The 16419-nt window shown below is 73.4% G+C and carries 16 protein-coding genes and 1 pseudogene; 7 read left to right on the forward strand and 10 right to left on the reverse strand.

Translation table 11 applies throughout. From position 1 onward, the window contains the following. Positions 1 to 89: 89 nt before the first annotated feature. From SM452_RS04380 to SM452_RS04390, 3 genes are all read right to left on the reverse strand, one after another. Positions 90 to 1094 (reverse strand): glycine betaine ABC transporter substrate-binding protein, encoded by a 1005-nt coding sequence (locus SM452_RS04380; protein ID WP_355511596.1) that lies wholly within the window; start codon positions 1092 to 1094, stop codon positions 90 to 92. Between the two features lie 153 nt (positions 1095 to 1247). Beyond that, positions 1248 to 1970 (reverse strand): ABC transporter permease, encoded by a 723-nt coding sequence (locus tag SM452_RS04385; protein WP_194801950.1) that lies wholly within the window; start codon positions 1968 to 1970, stop codon positions 1248 to 1250. Then, entirely contained in the window at positions 1967 to 2656 is a 690-nt protein-coding gene (locus SM452_RS04390; protein ID WP_013288967.1) for an ABC transporter permease, read from the reverse strand. Before SM452_RS04390 ends, SM452_RS04385 begins: the two co-directional genes overlap by 4 nt. A 2-nt stretch (positions 2657 to 2658) precedes the next feature. On the opposite strand from SM452_RS04390, the gene SM452_RS04395 reads away from it, so the two are divergent. Next, positions 2659 to 3651: an ABC transporter ATP-binding protein gene (locus tag SM452_RS04395; protein WP_463839329.1), complete on the forward strand. Its 993-nt coding sequence runs from the start codon at positions 2659 to 2661 to the stop codon at positions 3649 to 3651. Between the two features lie 2 nt (positions 3652 to 3653). Here the strand turns inward: SM452_RS04395 and SM452_RS04400 are convergent, their stop codons facing one another. The 7 genes from SM452_RS04400 to folP all read right to left on the reverse strand — a co-directional run bounded on the left by SM452_RS04400 (position 3654) and on the right by folP (position 8284). Continuing rightward, positions 3654 to 4145, reverse strand: a complete 492-nt coding sequence (locus SM452_RS04400; RefSeq protein ID WP_013288969.1) for a hypothetical protein — start codon at positions 4143 to 4145, stop codon at positions 3654 to 3656. A gap of 83 nt (positions 4146 to 4228) precedes the next feature. Then, on the reverse strand, positions 4229 to 4531 hold the full coding sequence (locus SM452_RS04405) for a hypothetical protein (protein WP_135242344.1): 303 nt from the start codon (positions 4529 to 4531) through the stop codon (positions 4229 to 4231). A 61-nt stretch (positions 4532 to 4592) separates the two neighbouring features. Then, a complete protein-coding gene (locus SM452_RS04410) occupies positions 4593 to 5819 on the reverse strand; it encodes an ABC transporter permease (protein ID WP_262013398.1) in 1227 nt (408 codons plus the stop codon). 114 nt (positions 5820 to 5933) lie between these two features. Beyond that, complete coding sequence (locus SM452_RS04415; RefSeq protein ID WP_120574102.1) at positions 5934 to 6422, reverse strand: DUF3180 domain-containing protein; 489 nt, start codon at positions 6420 to 6422, stop codon at positions 5934 to 5936. Positions 6423 to 6507: 85 nt separating this feature from the next. After that, positions 6508 to 7035: a 2-amino-4-hydroxy-6-hydroxymethyldihydropteridine diphosphokinase gene (gene folK / locus SM452_RS04420; RefSeq protein ID WP_030273727.1), complete on the reverse strand. Its 528-nt coding sequence runs from the start codon at positions 7033 to 7035 to the stop codon at positions 6508 to 6510. Next, the gene (folB, locus tag SM452_RS04425) at positions 7032 to 7391 is read right to left on the reverse strand and encodes a dihydroneopterin aldolase (RefSeq protein ID WP_013288974.1); all 360 of its coding nucleotides are present in this window, start codon (positions 7389 to 7391) and stop codon (positions 7032 to 7034) included. Before folB ends, folK begins: the two co-directional genes overlap by 4 nt. Then, positions 7388 to 8284 (reverse strand): dihydropteroate synthase, encoded by an 897-nt coding sequence (folP, locus tag SM452_RS04430; RefSeq protein ID WP_357209509.1) that lies wholly within the window; start codon positions 8282 to 8284, stop codon positions 7388 to 7390. Before folP ends, folB begins: the two co-directional genes overlap by 4 nt. A gap of 358 nt (positions 8285 to 8642) precedes the next feature. Here folP and SM452_RS04435 point away from each other — a divergent pair, with 358 nt between their 5' ends. From SM452_RS04435 to SM452_RS04460, 6 genes and pseudogenes are all read left to right on the forward strand, one after another. Continuing rightward, the gene (locus tag SM452_RS04435; protein WP_013288976.1) at positions 8643 to 8957 is read left to right on the forward strand and encodes a hypothetical protein; all 315 of its coding nucleotides are present in this window, start codon (positions 8643 to 8645) and stop codon (positions 8955 to 8957) included. Positions 8958 to 8971: 14 nt separating this feature from the next. Beyond that, positions 8972 to 9334 (forward strand): hypothetical protein, encoded by a 363-nt coding sequence (locus SM452_RS04440; protein WP_013288977.1) that lies wholly within the window; start codon positions 8972 to 8974, stop codon positions 9332 to 9334. 574 nt (positions 9335 to 9908) lie between these two features. After that, a pseudogene (locus SM452_RS04445) lies at positions 9909 to 12743 on the forward strand (ATP-binding protein); the annotation flags it as partial. 1 nt (position 12744) lies between these two features. After that, a complete protein-coding gene (locus tag SM452_RS04450; protein WP_463839330.1) occupies positions 12745 to 14688 on the forward strand; it encodes an MFS transporter in 1944 nt (647 codons plus the stop codon). Next, complete coding sequence (locus SM452_RS04455; protein ID WP_357209507.1) at positions 14685 to 15245, forward strand: hypothetical protein; 561 nt, start codon at positions 14685 to 14687, stop codon at positions 15243 to 15245. The genes SM452_RS04450 and SM452_RS04455 overlap by 4 nt, the downstream gene beginning before the upstream one ends. Then, positions 15242 to 16417, forward strand: a complete 1176-nt coding sequence (locus tag SM452_RS04460) for a M23 family metallopeptidase (protein WP_463839331.1) — start codon at positions 15242 to 15244, stop codon at positions 16415 to 16417. The genes SM452_RS04455 and SM452_RS04460 overlap by 4 nt, the downstream gene beginning before the upstream one ends. Positions 16418 to 16419 lie beyond the last annotated feature (2 nt).

Genomic DNA, 16419 nt, shown 5'->3' on the forward strand with positions numbered 1-16419 from the left:
AACGGGTCGGCGCCACTCGATGAGCGGCCCGCCGAACGGGCTGCCCGTGCCGCCGGCCGGCACGCGTGGCGCCGGCCGGCGGTGCCGCGTCAGCTCGTGGCCAGCGCCGCGTCGGAGGAGAAGACCAGGCCGACGCTCGCCGAGCCGGTCTTCAGCGCGTTCTTGGTCTGCGGACCGCCCGCGTCCAGCGAGCTGAACGAGCCGGCCTTGAAGTCGTACACCTCGACCAGACCGGCCTGGCACTTCGGCCGCTGCGGGCACTCCGGCGGCCCGGCCAGCACGGTGGCCTGGCCGGAGCACTTGGCGGCCAGCTCGGAGAGCGTGGACACGCCGTACTTGTCGGCGAACGCCTTGGTGACCGCGAACGCGTTCTGGTCCTGTGCCTGGGACGGCTGGCCGAAGACCAGGCCGGCCTTGTCACCCTCGGTCTTCAGCGCCGCGACGGTCTTGTCCAGCTCCGGCGAGGAGACGGGCTGGGCGTCCTTGCCGTTCGCCTTGGTGTTGAGGAACTCCGCCATGGTGGCGGCGTACTCCGGGACGACCTGGATCTGGCCCTTCTCCAGGGCCGGCGCGTAGAGCTCCCGGTTGCCGATGGTCTGCACCTTGACCTGGTAGCCGGCCGCGGTGAGCGCGATCTTGTACAGCTCGGCGATGGTCTGGCTCTCGCTGAAGTTGCCGGCGCCGACCGTGATCTGACCGCCCGGGCCCTTCTCGATCCCGTCGGTCACGCCGTTTGCGGAGGCGAACTCCTGCGCCGCGACCTGGGGCGTCTTGCGGTCGACGTCGACCGCCCGGTTGAGCTGGATCAGCTTCGGGGTGTCGAGCTTCGCGGAGACCTTGTCCAGCGCGGCGACGAGCTGCGGCGTGGCCGCCTTCGCGTTGATCGCCGGGATGACGTTGTCGGTGTTCTGGAGCTTCTTGTCGTCGGTCAGGACGACGAGCTGGTCACCGGCCACCGGAGCGCAGCCCGCCCCCGAGGCGCCCTGCTCGGGCGCGTCGGTGCCGGACGAGCCGGCGTCGCCGCAGCCGGTGAGGAGAACAGCCGCGGTGAGTGCGCCGAGCGCCCCCGCGGCCAGTGTCGTACGCGCGCGCATCAGTGCCCGCCTTCCGTGTCCCGGCGCGACCCCCTCGGGCCGGCCGCGTGTCCGACGGGCGATCCGGACGGCCACCCGCGACTCCAGCCAATATCCTCCAGACCCGACCGACAAACTCGGAGCGGTTTTCGTCATCCGATCGTCACCGACGGCTCAACTGCCGGTCGTCGCCGCCGTCGCGCGGCGGTTCGCCCGCCGGCGCTCCCGGCGCAGCGGGCGGGGCGTGACCACCCGCTCCACCAGCGCGAGCACCCCCTCGACGAGCAGCGCCAACCCGGCCACCAGCACACCGCCGGCGATGATCTGGCCGCCGCCGGCGGCGATGTCGAGCCCGAACCCGGCCCGGATGATCTGGCCCAGCCCACCGCCGTTGACGAACGAGGCGAGCGCGGCGGTGGCTACCACCTGCACCGCCGCGGTGCGGAAGCCGGCCGCCAGGTAGGGCACCGCGAGCGGCAGCTCCACCCGGCGCAGCACCTGCCCGCCGGACAGGCCCATCCCCCGGGCCGCGTCCCGGGCCTCCGGGTCGGCCTGCCGCACACCGGTGAACGCGTTCGCCAGCAGCGGCGGAATCGCGAAGACCGCGAGCGCCACCACCACGGCCGGGCGGCCGAAGCCGAGGAACGTCAGCGGCAGGATGGTCAGCAGCGCCAGCGTCGGGATCGCCAGTGTGACGTTGGAGACCAGCAGGACCAGCCCCCCGCCCCGGCCGCTGTGCCCGAGCCAGAGCCCGATCGGCCAGGCCACCAGGCAGCCCAGCAGCACCGCCAGCGCGGACATGCTCAGGTGCTCGCCGAGGCGGTCCAGCACGCCGCCGGGGTTGGTCCAGTTCAGCGGGTCGTTCAGCCAGACCACTGCCTGCTCGACGGGGTTCACCGGGCGGACCTCCCGCGCAGCCAGGGGGTGAGCAGGCGGCCCACGCCCGCCAGCACCAGGTCGAGCACCAGCGCCAGCAGCACGCACAGCACCGTGCCGGCCATGATCTGCGCCTTGTAGAAGTTGTTCTGGAAGCCCGCGAAGATGAGCTGCCCGAGCCCGCCCCGGCCGACCACCACGCCGACGGTGACGAGCGCGACAGTGGACACGGTCGCCAGCCGTACGCCGGTGAGGATGCCGGGCAGCGCCAGCGGCAGCTCGATCCGGAACAGCCGGCCCCACCTGCCGTACCCCATGCCCTCGGCGGCCTCGCGGACCTCGGGCGGCACCTGGTTCAGCCCGGCCAGCGCGTTACGCACGATCACCAGCAGCGCGTACAGCGCGACGACGGTGAGCACGGTGATCGCGCCGATGCCCAGGTATGGCGCGAGGAACGCGAACAACGCCAGCGACGGGACGGTGTAGAGCACCCCGGTCACCGCCAGGATGGGCGCCGACAACGACCGGAACCAGTACGCGAGCACCGCGAGCGGCAACGCCACCAGCGCGGCGATCACCACGGCGCGGGCGGTCAGCCAGGTGTGCTCCCGCAGCGCGGCGAGGATCGTGTCAGAGTTGTCCCGCACGTACTGCCAGGAGAACCACGGATTACCCGGGTCGGCCCGGTAGCTCAGGTGGAGGGACACACGTGGACGGTACCCCGGGAAGCGCCGCCGGAGGCGGCGCGGCGTCGATCACGCTGGAGCGCATCCGCAAGCGCTACCCGGACGGCACCGAGGCGGTACGCGAGCTGAGCCTGGAGGTCGCGGCCGGCGAACTGGTGGTGCTGATCGGCCCGTCCGGCTGCGGCAAGTCGACGGTGCTGCGCATGATCAACCGACTGATCGAGCCGACCGACGGGCGGATCCTGCTCGGGGACGACGACGTCACGCGGGTCGACCCGGTGGCGCTGCGCCGCCGCATCGGGTACGTCATCCAGAACGTCGGACTGTTCCCGCACCAGACCGTCGCCGCGAACGTGGCGACCGTGCCGGGGTTGCTGGGCTGGCCGAAGCAGCGGACCCGGGACCGGGTCGGCGAGTTGCTGGAACTCGTCGGTCTGGACCCGGCGCAGTTCGGCAGGCGGTACCCGCACGAGCTGTCCGGCGGGCAGCGGCAGCGGGTCGGCGTGGCCCGGGCGCTCGCCGCCGACCCGGTGGTGCTGCTGATGGACGAGCCGTTCTCGGCGGTGGACCCGATCGTCCGGACCCGCCTGCAGGAGGAGTTCCTGCGGCTGCAGGCCGAGGTACGCAAGACGATCGTGCTGGTCACCCACGACCTCGACGAGGCGGTCCGGCTGGGCGACCGGATCGCGGTGCTGTCCGAGGGCGGCCGGCTGGAGCAGTACGACACACCCGCCGCGCTGCTCGGCTCGCCCGCCTCGGACTTCGTCCGCGAGTTCGTCGGCGCCGACCGGGGCATCCGGCGGCTCGCGGTCACGCCGGTGACCCGCGCGGTGCTCGACCCGCTCCCGGCCGACGGCGGCACCGGCCTGCCCACTGTGGCGCTCGGCGACTCGGCGTACGAAGCGCTCGGCGCGCTGCTCACCTCCGGCGCCGAGCACGCGGTGGTGACCGAGGAGGGCCGGGCGGTGGGGCTGCTCACCCGCACCCGGGTGCTGGCGCTCGGTGCTGTGGACTGAGGTCAGGCCCGGCCGCCGAGGCTGGCCAGCCCGACGATCCAGCCCGCGAAGAAGCCGTACGTGACGCCGGTGCTCGCGGCCTGGAACGCGGCGAACAGCGAGCCGTGCGGGCCGAGGAGTGTGGCGAGGAGGGCACTGAGCCCGCCCGCGAGCGCGTACGCACCCCAGCCGGAGAGGAACTGGCTGCCCGAGGACGTCACCCGGTCGACCTGCGGGCCGGGCAGCAGGTACAGCAGTGCCGCGGCCAGCACGAGCAGCAGGATCGCCCGCAGGTTGGTGGCGAACACGCCCTCGTCGGCCTGCCACCGCCAGGACGGCCAGGCGAGCAGCCGCAGGAACCAGCCACCCGCGCCGGTCGGGTCGGTGCCGCGCTGCGCCCAGTCCACGTACATCGGACTGCCGCCGACGGCGACGAGCAGGAACGCGGCGAGCGTGCCGGTGCCGGCGGCCGTGCCGTACCGGGGGACGGTGCGGGGGCGGTTGCTCAGAGCCATGCGGCGGTCAGTTCCCGGCCGGTCCCGCCGGGCAAACCTGCGCAACCGGTCGGCCGCCGTCGGCCGACGGGCAGTCATCGACCTCAGTGCTTCATCAGGTAGTCGATGAAGGCGGCGCGCAGCAGCGGCGCGGACTCGTCATAGCCGTGCCCGGTCAGCTCACGCCAGAGCGCGTTCGCCTCGTCGATGGTCGGGCCGATCGAGTTCGGCGCGCCGTCCAGCGCGGCAGCCTCGTCGGCGTTGGGCAGGTGCCGCAGGACCGACCAGAAGAAGCCCACGTCGCGGCGGTCGCGCGCCAGGTTGAACGCCTGCTCGCGCAGCTCCTCGGTGGAGAGCTTGTCGAGCTCGTCGAAGGTGCGGCCGCCGGGGGCAGGAGTATCGGTCATGCCGCCGAGCCTAACCGGAGAGATCAGTCCGGGCGCGCCGGACGCACGGCCACCGCCGGGGTCAGCGGTCGTCGGCGTCCCAGCGCCGGGGTTCGTTGTCCCAGCGCGGGGCCTCCCACGCCTCCACCGGGGTGTCGTGCTCGCGTACCGGGAGCACCGAGGGCCAGGCGTCGGCCGGTTCGGGCGGCGGGGTCATCGTCCAGCCGCCGCTCAGCGCGCCGTCCCGGGCCGGGCGGACCGGGCCGAGCGGACCCGGCGGTGCCGGGCGGGGACGGCCGAACGTCTCGACCAGCCGGGTGACGAGCAGGCCGACGCCGAGCACGGCGCCGCCGAGCGCCCACCGGCTGACCGTCCAGCCGTGCGGCACGGTCCAGGCCAGGAACACCACCACCAGGCAGACCGCGAACAGGGTGCCGAAGATGCCGCCGCGCCGCCCGTACGCGCTGGTGCCGGCGAGCATCACGGTGCCGACCGCCAGCACGGTCCAGTCCAGCCCGGTGCCGGGCGCGACCTGGCCGTCCCCGTTCGCCGCGATCAGCACGCCGCCCAGCATCGCCAGCACGGTGGACCCGACGAGCGCCAGCGCGGTCACCGTGGCGGCCGCCACGCCGCGCCGCCGGGCCGGGTCGGCGACCGGACGGAACCGGCCGATCAGCCGGCGTACCGGTTTCATCGCGGCGAACAGGCCACCGAGGACGGCGACCGCGGCGAAGCCGACGAAGAAGTACAGCGCGCTGCCGCGCGGGTCGTAGTCGCCCTGCACCGTCACCGGCGCGGTCCGCCGTTCCAGGTAGACGATCACTCCGGCCGCCCCGGCCAGGCTCGCCGCCCATCCGGGCACGTGCAGCACCACCACGGCCAGGGCGAGCGCCAGCCCGGCCGCGGCCGCGATCGCCAGCGCCGGCAGCAGCGCCTCCCGCATGCCCCGGTCGCCCTGCTCGGCGAAGTGCAGCGCGGCGGCCAGCGCGACCGGCCCGAGCGCCAGGTTCACCGCGCCGGCCCGCAGGCTCAGGCCGGCGGCGAGGGTGAGCAGGCCGAGCGCCGCCACGTCGACGAGCAACGTCTTCAGGGCGCCGCCGCGCAGCGCGTCCGAGTCCTCCCGCCAGAGCATCCAGGCCATCGCGACCAGGCCGGCGAGCAGCACGAACTCCCAGAAGACGTGCACCGCGATCCGGTCCCGGCCGGGTTCGCCGTGGGCCGGGTCGTCGAAGACGTTCTCCAGTACGGCAGCGGGCACCCCGGACGACGTCTCCGGCGGCGCTGTCCGGCCCGCATCGTCGTACGCCATTGGCTCGCGCCTCCCCCAGGTGGCCGCGTCCGGCCCACGGGCGGGCGGACCGGTGGCGGCCGTCGCTCTCCGGTCGCCAGGGACGGTACCGCCGGGCCGGGGTGGGGGGAACCCTCAGAGACGCCCGCGGGGCGTCTCCCGGTCACCGGGCTCGCGGTCCTCGTCGTCCTCCTGCTCCGGGACGCGGCAGGAGCGTTCCAGCCAGAGCGCGGCCGCGACCAGCGCCAGCGCGGCGATGAGGCCGCCGAGCGCGGCCGGTCGATCGCCCACCGCGGCGTTCGTGCGTTCCACGAACAGCCAGCCGGTCAGCCCGGCGTAGAAGCCGGCGAAGATGGCCCCGGCCAGCGCCGACGCCTTGGCCAGCACCACGAACCGGGCGACCAGCAGCGGGTTGACCGGCTCCCGGCCGGGCCGCCGCTCGATCCGGCCCCGGGTGTTCACCGCCGCGTAGCCCTCCAGCACGGCCAGCCCGGCCAGCGTGATCACCGGCAGCCAGGGCAGGTCGGGCGCGAAGTCGTAGTAGAAGCCGCTGATCAGCAGCCAGGCCACCGCGGCGGCGGCCAGGCCGGCCACCACGAGGGTGGAGGCCCGGGTCGGCCCCATCCGGAAGCGGTCGGGCCCCTGCGGGGAGCGGTCGGTGCTCACCGCACCTCCTCAGCTCGCCACTGCCGGGCCACGATCCACCGGGTCATGTGTCCGACTCTAGCGCCAGATCGGGTCGCGGGCTCAGTTCCAGGGCGTCCCCGGCGAGCGGCTCGGCGTTGAGCAGATCGGTCAGCCAGCCGTGCCCGGGCAGCCGGCCGTGCGGCTCGATGTCGATCCACGGGCGCAGCACGAAGGCGCGCAGGTGGGCCCGGGGGTGCGGCAGGATCAGCTCGGGGTCGTCGCGGAGCACCGGCTCGCCGGCGTCGTCCCAGACCGCGATCACGTCCACGTCGAGCGTGCGCGGCCCGTACCGTCGTTGCGGGTCGCGGTCGCGCCCGGCCGCCGCCTCCGCGGCCCGGGCGCGGGCCAGCCAGTCCTCCGGCGCCGCCGCCGGGTCCGCGACCATCACCGCGGCGTTCAGGTACGCGGGCTGGTCGGCGTCCCCCCACGGTGGAGTCTCGTAGACGCCGGAGACCACGAGCACCCGGTCGCCGAGCGCGGCCACCGCGCCGCGCAGGTGGCCGAGCCGGTCGCCCAGGTTGCTGCCGATCGACAACACGGCCCGGGTCACCGGGTACGCCTCATCGTGACTGCGACGTCCCGGAAGGCGTGCGGGATCGGGGCCTCCGGCTTGTGCACGGTCACCGTCGCGGCGGCTACCAGCGGCTCGGCCAGGCAGACCGCGAGCAGCCGGTCGGCGAGTGTCTCGATGAGGTTCACCGGCTCGCCGGTGATCACCGCGACCAGACGTTCGGCGAGTTCGCCGTAGTGCACGGTGTCGGTCACCTCGTCCGAGCGCGCGGCCGGGCCCAGGTCCAGTTCGAGCACCGCGTCGACCACGAACTCCTGCCCCTGGGCGCGCTCGAAGTCGTAGACGCCGTGGCGGCCGTGCGCCCGCAGGCCGGTCAGCTCGATCCGGTCGCTCATCTGTCGCCTCCGCCCGTGCCGGTGGACGCTTCCGTACGCCGTGTGCCGGTCGCGGTGGCGAGCCGAGGGCCGCCGGTGGCGCGCCAGACGGCGAGCGCGTCGGCGGTGGCGCGGACGTCGTGCACGCGTACCCCCCAGGCGCCGGCCGCGACGGCGAGCACGCTCGTCGCGACGGTCGCGGCCTCCCGCCCGGCGGGGGGCCGGGGTTCGCCGGCCGGGTCGGCGAGCAGCCGGCCCAGGTAGGACTTACGGCTGGCCCCGAACAGCACCGGGAAGCCCAGGTCGACCAGCTCGGGCAGGCGGGCGCTCAGCGCCCAGTTGTGCGCGGCGGTCTTCGCGAAGCCCAGGCCCGGGTCCACGATGATCCGGTCGGCGGCCACCCCGGCGGCGAGCGCGGCGTCGACGCGCCGGCTCAGCTCGTCCCGGACCTCGGCCACCACGTCGGTGTACGTGGCCAGCTCCCGCATCCCCCGCGAGTGCCCCCGCCAGTGCATGAGCACCCATGGGCAGCCGGCGTCGCGGACCACCCGGGCCATGTCCGGGTCGGCGAGGCCGCCGGAGACGTCGTTCACCACGTACGCGCCGGCGGCGAGGACGGCCTCGGCGACCCGGGCGCGACTGGTGTCGATGCTGACGCGGATGCCGGCGGCGCTCAGCTCGCGGACCACGGGCAGCACCCGGGCGGTCTCCGTCTCCGCATCGACCCGCTCGGCGCCGGGCCGGGTGGACTCGCCACCCACGTCGATCAGGTCGGCGCCGTCGGAGCGCAGTCGCACCCCGTGTGCGACTGCCGCGTCCAGATCGGCGTATCTGCCGCCGTCGGAGAAGGAGTCGGGCGTGACGTTGAGGACGCCCATCACCACCGGGGCCTCCGCCCGTACCAGATCGGTCACGGACCCGACAGTACCGTTCGCCGACAGGGCTTCCGGCCACCGGGCGAGCGCGCGACGTGGCACCCCTGACGTGCGCATTGGAACAGGTGTACGGTCGGTCATCCGGGCCGTCGGAGGTCGACTCTTCACGGCTTGTCGCAAAGGTGGCCGGGCCGTACGCTTTGGAATTGCCCAGCATCGAGATGGCGAAGCCTGGAGGGAGGGCCGAAGCGGGAAGAATCCCCCCAAAACTCACCACTCTGCGTGGTGGGTGACGGACTCAGCGTTGACGGCGCTGTCTCTGACGAGCACCATCCCGCCAGGCTTGCCTACTTGCACCAACGCGGCGCCGCCGGCCGCGACCTTGGGGAGGTTTCCAGTGATCGCCATCGAGCTCATGGCAACGGCGTCCAGTGCCGTGGACCACGCGCTCCACACCCTGGCGTCGACTCCACTCGCCGAGCCGGCACCGAAGGGCATCGACACCGACAACGTCGTCACCTTCTTCGCCAGCAAGATCGCGCCGATCCTGCTCGCGGTCCTCGGAGTGATCTTCATCGGCCGGGCCAGCCGGGGTGAGATCTCCAAGGTGCTGACCAGCTCGGCCATCGCCATCATCGGCCTGGCCTTCATCGCCGGAGCGGCAACACTCTTCTTCGTCGGCGACTACCTGATCAACCTGATCTTCGAGTAGGGCGCTGGGCGACGATGCGGCTGCGCACCGACGACGACATCTACCGGGCACGCCTCGTCTACCTGGGGCCGCCCGGGTACACCCTTCCCGTCCACCTGCCGTACGCCCAGTACGGCCTGTTCATGCTGCTCGTACCCCTCTACATGTTCATCCACTGGTTGTTCACGCTCCAGGTCGAGCTGTTCCCCGCCTGGGAGATCTCGCTGGCGATCGTGACGACCTCGTTCATCTTCCGGTACGTCGACCCGGACCGGCCCGCGCGCATGGTCATCCGGACCGCGCTGACCGACTGGCGACGCACCCGGGAACCGGCCACCGAGCAGCGGGATCCGCGGCTCGTCGCGAGCCGGATCAGGATCCGGGAGGAACTGGCATGACCGGGCGTACGACAACCGTGCAGACGAACGACGCGGGTGAGGCGGTCGCATGAGTCGCTCTTCCATGCCGGGTTCCCCGGCCGGACGCCCGGCCGGGCCCAACGGTAACCGTGCGCGATCGTTCGACTACCCACCGGACGAGGATCTGGACGAGGTCGTCCTCGACAGCGCGCTCGTCACCAGCCCCGGGCACGGCCGCGTCGGCGTCTTCCAGCCGCCGCGCCCGCTCACTCCGCGCGAGCCGGTACGCCCCGACGGCGACATCGACTCGCCCTTCCTCGACCTGTTCGGCGGCGCGCAGCCCCGGCGGCGGCCCGCCGCGTCCACGCCGCCCGCGCCGGTCGAGCCGGTGGTGGCGCCGCCGCGTCGTGGCGTCGGCCGGGAGCCGCTGCCGATCCCGCACCAGCCCGCCGTGCCGGTCGAGTCGGCGCCCCGGGCCGAGCCGGAACCGCCGATCCGCGAACAGACCCCTGGGGTACGCGCGGTCGGCCGCCCCCGGCCCGAGCCCGCACCGCCGCCGGTCGAGCCCGCCCTGCCCGACCCGCCCGCCGCGCTCGCCCCGCCGCCGTCCCGGAGCCGGGTGCCGCAGCAGGCCGGTGACCGGCTGCCGGCGCTCCGCCCCCCGGCCGAGCCCGAGCCGGCACTCCCGCCTCCCCCGCCGATCCCCGCTCCCGCTCCCGCCGACCACCGGGAACCGGATGTCACTCCGGCGGAGCCGATCGCGACCGGCGCGGCACCGTCGCGTGAGGTCGGCCGCCCGGCGCACCGCGAGGTGGCACCGCCCCGGCAGCGCACGCCGGAACGCCGCAACCGGCCGACCAAGCCGGTCCGGGTCCGCGCCCCGAAGATCAAGTTCGGTGACCGGGACCCGTCGGTCGAGCTGGCCATCACCGAGATCGCCGGCCACCTCACCTTCACCCCGAACACCGTCACCGCCTGGTACTGGCTGCCCGAGGTGCGATGGGCGTTCCGGCCGGACGCCGAACGCGAGGCGCTGCTCTCGGCGATCTCCGAGCAGTACGCCGGACTCGCCGGGTTCCGGCTGCACCTGCGCCGCACCACCCGGCCCTTCCCGGCCGACGAGTGGGCCCGCACCATCGACGCGCACACCGCCGCCCCGCTGCCCGACGTACCGGGCACCACCGGCTGGGCCGACCACCTGGTCGCCGCACAGCGGCACCTGATGGCGGTCAACCACGCCGAGGGCCAGACCTACCTCGGTGTCACCTTCGCCCGCCGGTCGCTCGGCGACTCGCTCACCGAACGGCTCCTGCGCACGTTCGGCCGGGGCACCGCCGACGGCGAGCGGCGCCGGCTGAGCCGTACCGTCGAGCAGTTCGACGAGGTCCTCGGCGCGTTCGGCATGCGCGGGCGCCGGGTCACCGCGCCCGAACTGGAATGGCTGCTCTACCGCTCGGTGGCGCTGTGCATGGCGCCGCCCGGCGTCCTGTCCCCGATCACCAACGGCCGGTGGGAACGCGGCGACCTGCTGGCCCTCACCGAGCAGGTCGAGCGCTACCGCACCCCGTACGGCTCGACGGTGAAGCTGGTCAACCGGATGACCGGCGAGGAACGCCACGTCGCCGTGCTCGCGGTCGGCCGGATGGAGCCGCTGGAGATCCCCGAGCGGCACGAGCCCTGGCTGCACTTCCACGAGCGGCTGCCGTGGCCGATGGAGCTGTCCACCCGGGTCGACATCCTCGGCCCCAACGACTCCTTCCGGAACCTCGAACACCGGCTCCGGATGATCCGCTCCCAACAGCTCGACTACGCCGAGCACGGCATCGACGCGCCGCCGGAGCTGGAACGACTGGCCAAGCGCGCGCTGGTGATCGGCGACGAGATGACCACCGGCCTGCCCGTCGACTCGGCCCGGGCACACGGCTGGCACCGGATCGCGGTCGGTGGCCGTACCCGGGAGGAGTGCCTGGAACGGGCCCGGCGGCTCATCCAGCTCTACTCCCGCGAGCTGCGGATCTCGCTCCAGCACCCGAAGAACCAGGACTGGCTGGCCCGCGAGTTCATCCCCGGCGAGCCGATCGCCAACACCGGCTACGTCCGGCGGATGCCGGTCAACCTGCTCGCCGCCGCGCTGCCGCAGGCCGCGTCCACAGTCGGCGACCGGCGCGGCGACCTGATCGGGCGCACCGCCGGCACCTGCCGCCGGCCGGTCTTCCTCGACCTGCACTTCCCGATGGAGGTACGCGAGCGCTCCGGCCTCGCCGTCTTCGTCGCCGAACCGGGCGGTGGCAAGTCCACGCTGCTCGGCGCGCTCGGCTACCTGGCCGCCCGCCGCGGCGTGCAGGTGACGCTGCTCGACCCGTCCGGCCCGCTGGCCCGGCTCTGCGCCATGCCCGAGCTGGCGCCGTACTCCCGGGTGCTCAACCTGACCGGTTCGGAGCAGGGCACGCTCGCGCCGTACGCGCTGATCCCGACACCGCTACGCAGCGAGTTCGGCGCCGGCCCGGCGGGCGACCGCGAGTTCGAGATCGCCGTGTCGAACGCCCGCGCCGAGCGCCGGATGCTGGTGCAGGACATCTGCATGATGCTGGTGCCGCCGCAGGTGGCCCGGGAGGCGTCCACCGCCACGCTGTTCCGGCACGCCGTACGCCAGGTGCCCGCCGAGGAGACCTCCACGCTCGACGACGTGGTGACCTGCCTCCAAGGGCTCGACGACGACGCCGGGCGCGAACTGGCGCACCTCCTCCTCGACACCGCCGAGATGCCGCTGGCCATGCTCTTCTTCGGCCGGCCGCCGGAGGGGCTGCTCGGCGCCGACGCCGCTCTCACCGTCATCACCATGGCCGGTCTGCGGCTCCCCGACCTCAAGATCGAGCGGGAGTACTGGTCGGCCGAGGAGGCGCTCGCGCTGCCGATGCTGCACACCGCGCACCGGCTCGCCGTACGCCGCTGCTACGGCGGCTCGATGTCCTCCCGGAAACTGGTCGGCCTCGACGAGGCGCACTTCATGGAGGGCTGGCGGTCCGGGCGCTCGTTCCTGGTCCGGCTCGCCCGCGACTCCCGCAAGTGGAACCTCGCCGCGCTCGTCGCCTCGCAGAACCCCAAGGACATCCTCGGCCTCGACGTGCAGAACCTCGTCTCCACCGTCTTCGTCGGCCGGATCGCCGAGGACAGTGAGATCGCCTCCGAGGCGCTGCGCCTGCTGCGGGTACCTGTCGACGACGGTTACGAGGCGACACTCGCCTCGCTCTCCCAGGCGGACAGCGGATCGGCCAACCGGCTCGGTTTCCGCGAGTTCGTCATGCGCGACGTCGACGGACGCGTGCAGAAGGTCCGGGTCGACGTGTCGTACGTCGACGGGCTGCTGGAGCACCTGGACACCACCCCCGCCGCGGTCGCCCAGGCCGCCGGGATACTGCCGACCGTCCTGGCTGATCTGGAGGCGTGACATGGCGAGGGCCCGGGCACGGATCGCGGCGCTCCTCCTCGCGCTCGGCGTACTCGCCGGGGCCACGATCTCCTGGCCGGTGATCGGAGCGGCCACACCCGCGTACGCCGCCGCGCCGGTCACCCAGGCGCGCGCCGAGCTGTGCAGCACCAAGGAGTGGCAGGCCGACTTCCGGTCCTGCGTCGGCAAGCTCAAGGCGGTCAGCGAGGACCAGGTCGAGTGCCGCAACGCGCCGGTGCCCGCCGCGCCGGACTCAGGCCTGGCCGGCTGGTTCGCGTCCCGGCCCGACTCGGCGAAGGAGCCCGGCCCGAAGGGCCTCTACAGCGACTACGGGTACGCCGGGTACAGCTACAACACGTACGACGTGGACGGCGGCTGCGCCTCCTCGGTGCTGCATCCGGACTACCGCTTCACGACTATGGTCGCCAACGGCGAGTTCATGTTCGCCAACGCGGTGATCGGCGCCTCGAACGCGCTGCGCGAGCGCGCCTGGGACCCGCGCACGATGTGGAGCTGGGCCGACCCGCTGGTGGAGCAGGCCACGAAGGCCGTCTACCAGAAGGTGTTCAGCGTCTTCGGCATCATCACCGTCTGCGTGGTCGGCCTCTACCTCCTCTGGCGGTCCCGCCAGTCGGACATGAGCAACGCGATGACCACCGCGGGCTGGGCGCTGCTGGTGATGGTGGCGGTGACCGCGCTGGCCGCCTGGCCGGTCAAGTCCGCGAACATCGCCGACAACACGCTGATCACCACGCTGGGCGTCGTGCACGACGCGGTCGGCCCATCCACCAAGGACACGCCGCCTGGCCAATGTGACGACCCGAATCCGCAGGCGTGCAAGGATCATCGTCCTCCTGCCGTACGCGCGAGTGATACGGCGACCGAGACGATGCTCTACCGGAACTGGCTGCGCGGTGTGCTCGGCTCGGCCGACAGCGAGACCGCGAAGAAGTACGGCCAAGCGCTCTACGACGCGAAGTCGCTCACCTGGGACGAAGCCGCGTCGATCCGGTCCAACCCGGCCACCCGCGACGTGGTCATCAAGGCCAAGCAGCAGCAGTGGGCCAAGGTCGCCGAGCAGATCAAGACCGAGGACCCGGAGGCGTACGAGTACCTCCAGGGCACCCGGGACATGGACCGGATCGGCGCCGGGTTCATCGCGGTGCTGGCCTCGGTGCTGTTCGCCATGTTCGACCTCACCGCGTCACTGCTGGTGCTGCTCGGCTTCCTGATCTTCCGATGGGCGGTGATCGCCGCGCCGATCCTCGGCACCGTCGGCCTGATGCGCCCGGCCAGCGCCGGGCTCCGGCGGCTGGCGAACGCGGTGGTCGCCGCCGTCTTCAACATCGCCATCTTCGGCACCGGCGCGGCCATCTACCTCTTCGCCGTCGACCTGATCATGAACACCGCCACGCTGCCCGGCTGGCTCCAGGTGGTCCTGGTCTGGCTCTGCGGGGTGGTCGGCTGGTTGCTGCTGCGGCCGTACCGCCGGATCACCCAGCTCGGCGGCAAGGACAGCAGCGAGGCGGTCAGCTCGGCCGGCTCCTGGCATCGGCGGTTCTTCCGGGACATGCGGATCGCCGCGCGGCTGGACGTGGCGGAGCCCGGCGGCACCAACGAGCCGGCGATCGGCAAGCGCCGCACCGTCACGGCCGACCAGCGCAGTCTCCGGCCGGAGGCCCGGCACGAGGATCCGGCGCACAGCGCCACACCCGCCGAGCGGGAACGGCCGGACGGGCGGGAACGGCCGGAGGAGGCGCCCGCGACTGGACGGCCGGGTGAGCGTCCCGGCGGCACTCCCCGCCCCCGGCGCGCACCGTCGACCTGGACCGAGCCGGACGTGCCGGAGGAAGCGCCCTCCTACGCCGTCTACCGGCCGGACTCGGCGGGCCGCCGCACCGCACCGGCCCGGCCGGCGCCGCGCATTCGCTCCGAGGCCCGGTGAGTCCGGTGCGACGCGCGCTGGAATTCCTCTTCACCCGGGTCCTCCGGTCCCGGATCGGCATCGCCCTGGTGATCGCCGTGTTGGTCTTCGGGGTGATCGGCGCGGCCCGCCTCGTCGCCGGCCCCGGCGATCCGGGCCTCGGCCTGACCAGCCGCCCCACCCAGCCGATCAGCACCGCGGACCCGGAGGCCGGTGACGACGGCGTGCTCGCCAGCCCGCCGACCGCAGTCGCCCCGAAGACCCGGCCGGGCGAGGACACGCCGGAGCAGGTCGCCGGCCGCTTCACCACCGCGTGGCTGAGCGGCCCGGGCAGCAGCGGCGACGCGTGGCAGGCCCGCCTGCGGCCGCTCTCCACGCCGGCGCTGGCCGAGAAGATGACTGATGCCGACCCGGAGACGGTGCCCGCACGGAGGACCGCCGGCACCCCGACGCTCCGGCCTCGTACCGAGTCCTTCGTGGAGGCGGTGGTTCCGCTGGACAACGGCACGCTCCGGCTCGAGCTCGTCGCACCGGACGGACCCTGGCTGGTGGACGCGATCGACTGGGAGCGGTCGTGACCGCCGGCCCGGCCGTCGCCGGACAGGTCCGCCGGAAGCTGCGCCTGGGCGTGGTCGCCACTGCCGTCACGAGCGTGCTCGCCCTGCTCTGCTGCGTCGGCGGTGCCGGCGCCTTCCTTCTCACCGAACTCGGCGGCGACGAGGACGACCCGAAGCTCGCGGCCCTGAACTGCGATCCCACCTACCAGGTGAACCTGACCGGCGACATGCCGCGCTTCGCCGAGTACGGCGAGCGCCAACTGCGCAACGCCGCGGTCATCATCAAGGTCGGCCAGGACATGAAGCTCCCCGCGCGCGGCTGGGTGATCGCGCTGGCCACCGCGATGCAGGAATCAGCGCTGCGCAACCTCGCCAACAGCACGGTGCCGGCGTCGCTGGCGCTGCCGCACGAAGGGGTCGGCGCCGATCACGACTCGCTGGGCCTGTTCCAGCAGCGGCCCGGATGGGGCAGCGTCGAGCAGCGGATGACGCCCTCGTACGCGGCCCGCAAGTTCTACCAGAAGATGGAGAAGGTGCCGAACTGGCAGCAGCGCCCGCTCACTGTGGTCGCCCAGAAAGTCCAGGTCAGCGCCTACCCCGACGCCTACGCCAAGCACGAGGAACTAGCCGGAGCCATCGTCGACGCGCTGGCCGGCGGCGCCGCCCGGACCGTGGAGATCGCCGGCAAGGCGGTGTGCGACGCCGCGGCCGGAGACCGGATCGCCGCCTCCGGCTGGACCGCGCCGCTGCCCGGCGGTGTGGTCTCCGGTTTCCGCACCACGGCCCGCCCCAGCCACCAAGGCGTGGACCTGGCCGCCTCGAAGGGCACGCCGATCCACGCCGCCTCGGCGGGCCGGGTACTGGTGGCCCGCTGCGACCCCGACCGCTCCGGGCGGCGGGACTGCGACCGGGACGGCTGGCCGAACAAGGGCGGCTGCGGATGGTTCGTGGACATCCTGCACACCGGCGGATTCATCACCCGCTACTGCCACATGGTCGAGCGACCCCGCGTGGTGCCGGGTCAGTCGGTCGAGGCGGGCGAGGTCATCGGGCTCTCCGGGAGCAGCGGCAACTCGTCCGGCCCGCACCTGCACTTCGAGGTGCACCGCAATGGCGACCGGTCCAGCAACGGGGCGGAGAACCCGGTGCCCTTCATGCGCAAGCGGGGCGCCCCCCTCGGCGAGACCGGGTGAGG

This window comes from Micromonospora sp. SYSU B005, assembly GCF_055362685.1.

Bases quoted from the DNA above. Each gene is read 5' to 3' on its own strand.
- SM452_RS04380 (WP_355511596.1), bottom strand. From the start codon at position 1,094: ATGCGCGCGCGTACGACACTGGCCGCGGGGGCGCTCGGCGCACTCACC.
- SM452_RS04400 (WP_013288969.1), bottom strand. From the start codon at position 4,145: ATGGCTCTGAGCAACCGCCCCCGCACCGTCCCCCGGTACGGCACGGCC.
- SM452_RS04405 (WP_135242344.1), bottom strand. From the start codon at position 4,531: ATGACCGATACTCCTGCCCCCGGCGGCCGCACCTTCGACGAGCTCGAC.
- SM452_RS04410 (WP_262013398.1), bottom strand. From the start codon at position 5,819: ATGGCGTACGACGATGCGGGCCGGACAGCGCCGCCGGAGACGTCGTCC.
- SM452_RS04415 (WP_120574102.1), bottom strand. From the start codon at position 6,422: ATGGGGCCGACCCGGGCCTCCACCCTCGTGGTGGCCGGCCTGGCCGCC.
- folB (WP_013288974.1), bottom strand. From the start codon at position 7,391: ATGAGCGACCGGATCGAGCTGACCGGCCTGCGGGCGCACGGCCGCCAC.
- SM452_RS04440 (WP_013288977.1), top strand. From the start codon at position 8,972: ATGCGGCTGCGCACCGACGACGACATCTACCGGGCACGCCTCGTCTAC.
- SM452_RS04450 (WP_463839330.1), top strand. From the start codon at position 12,745: ATGGCGAGGGCCCGGGCACGGATCGCGGCGCTCCTCCTCGCGCTCGGC.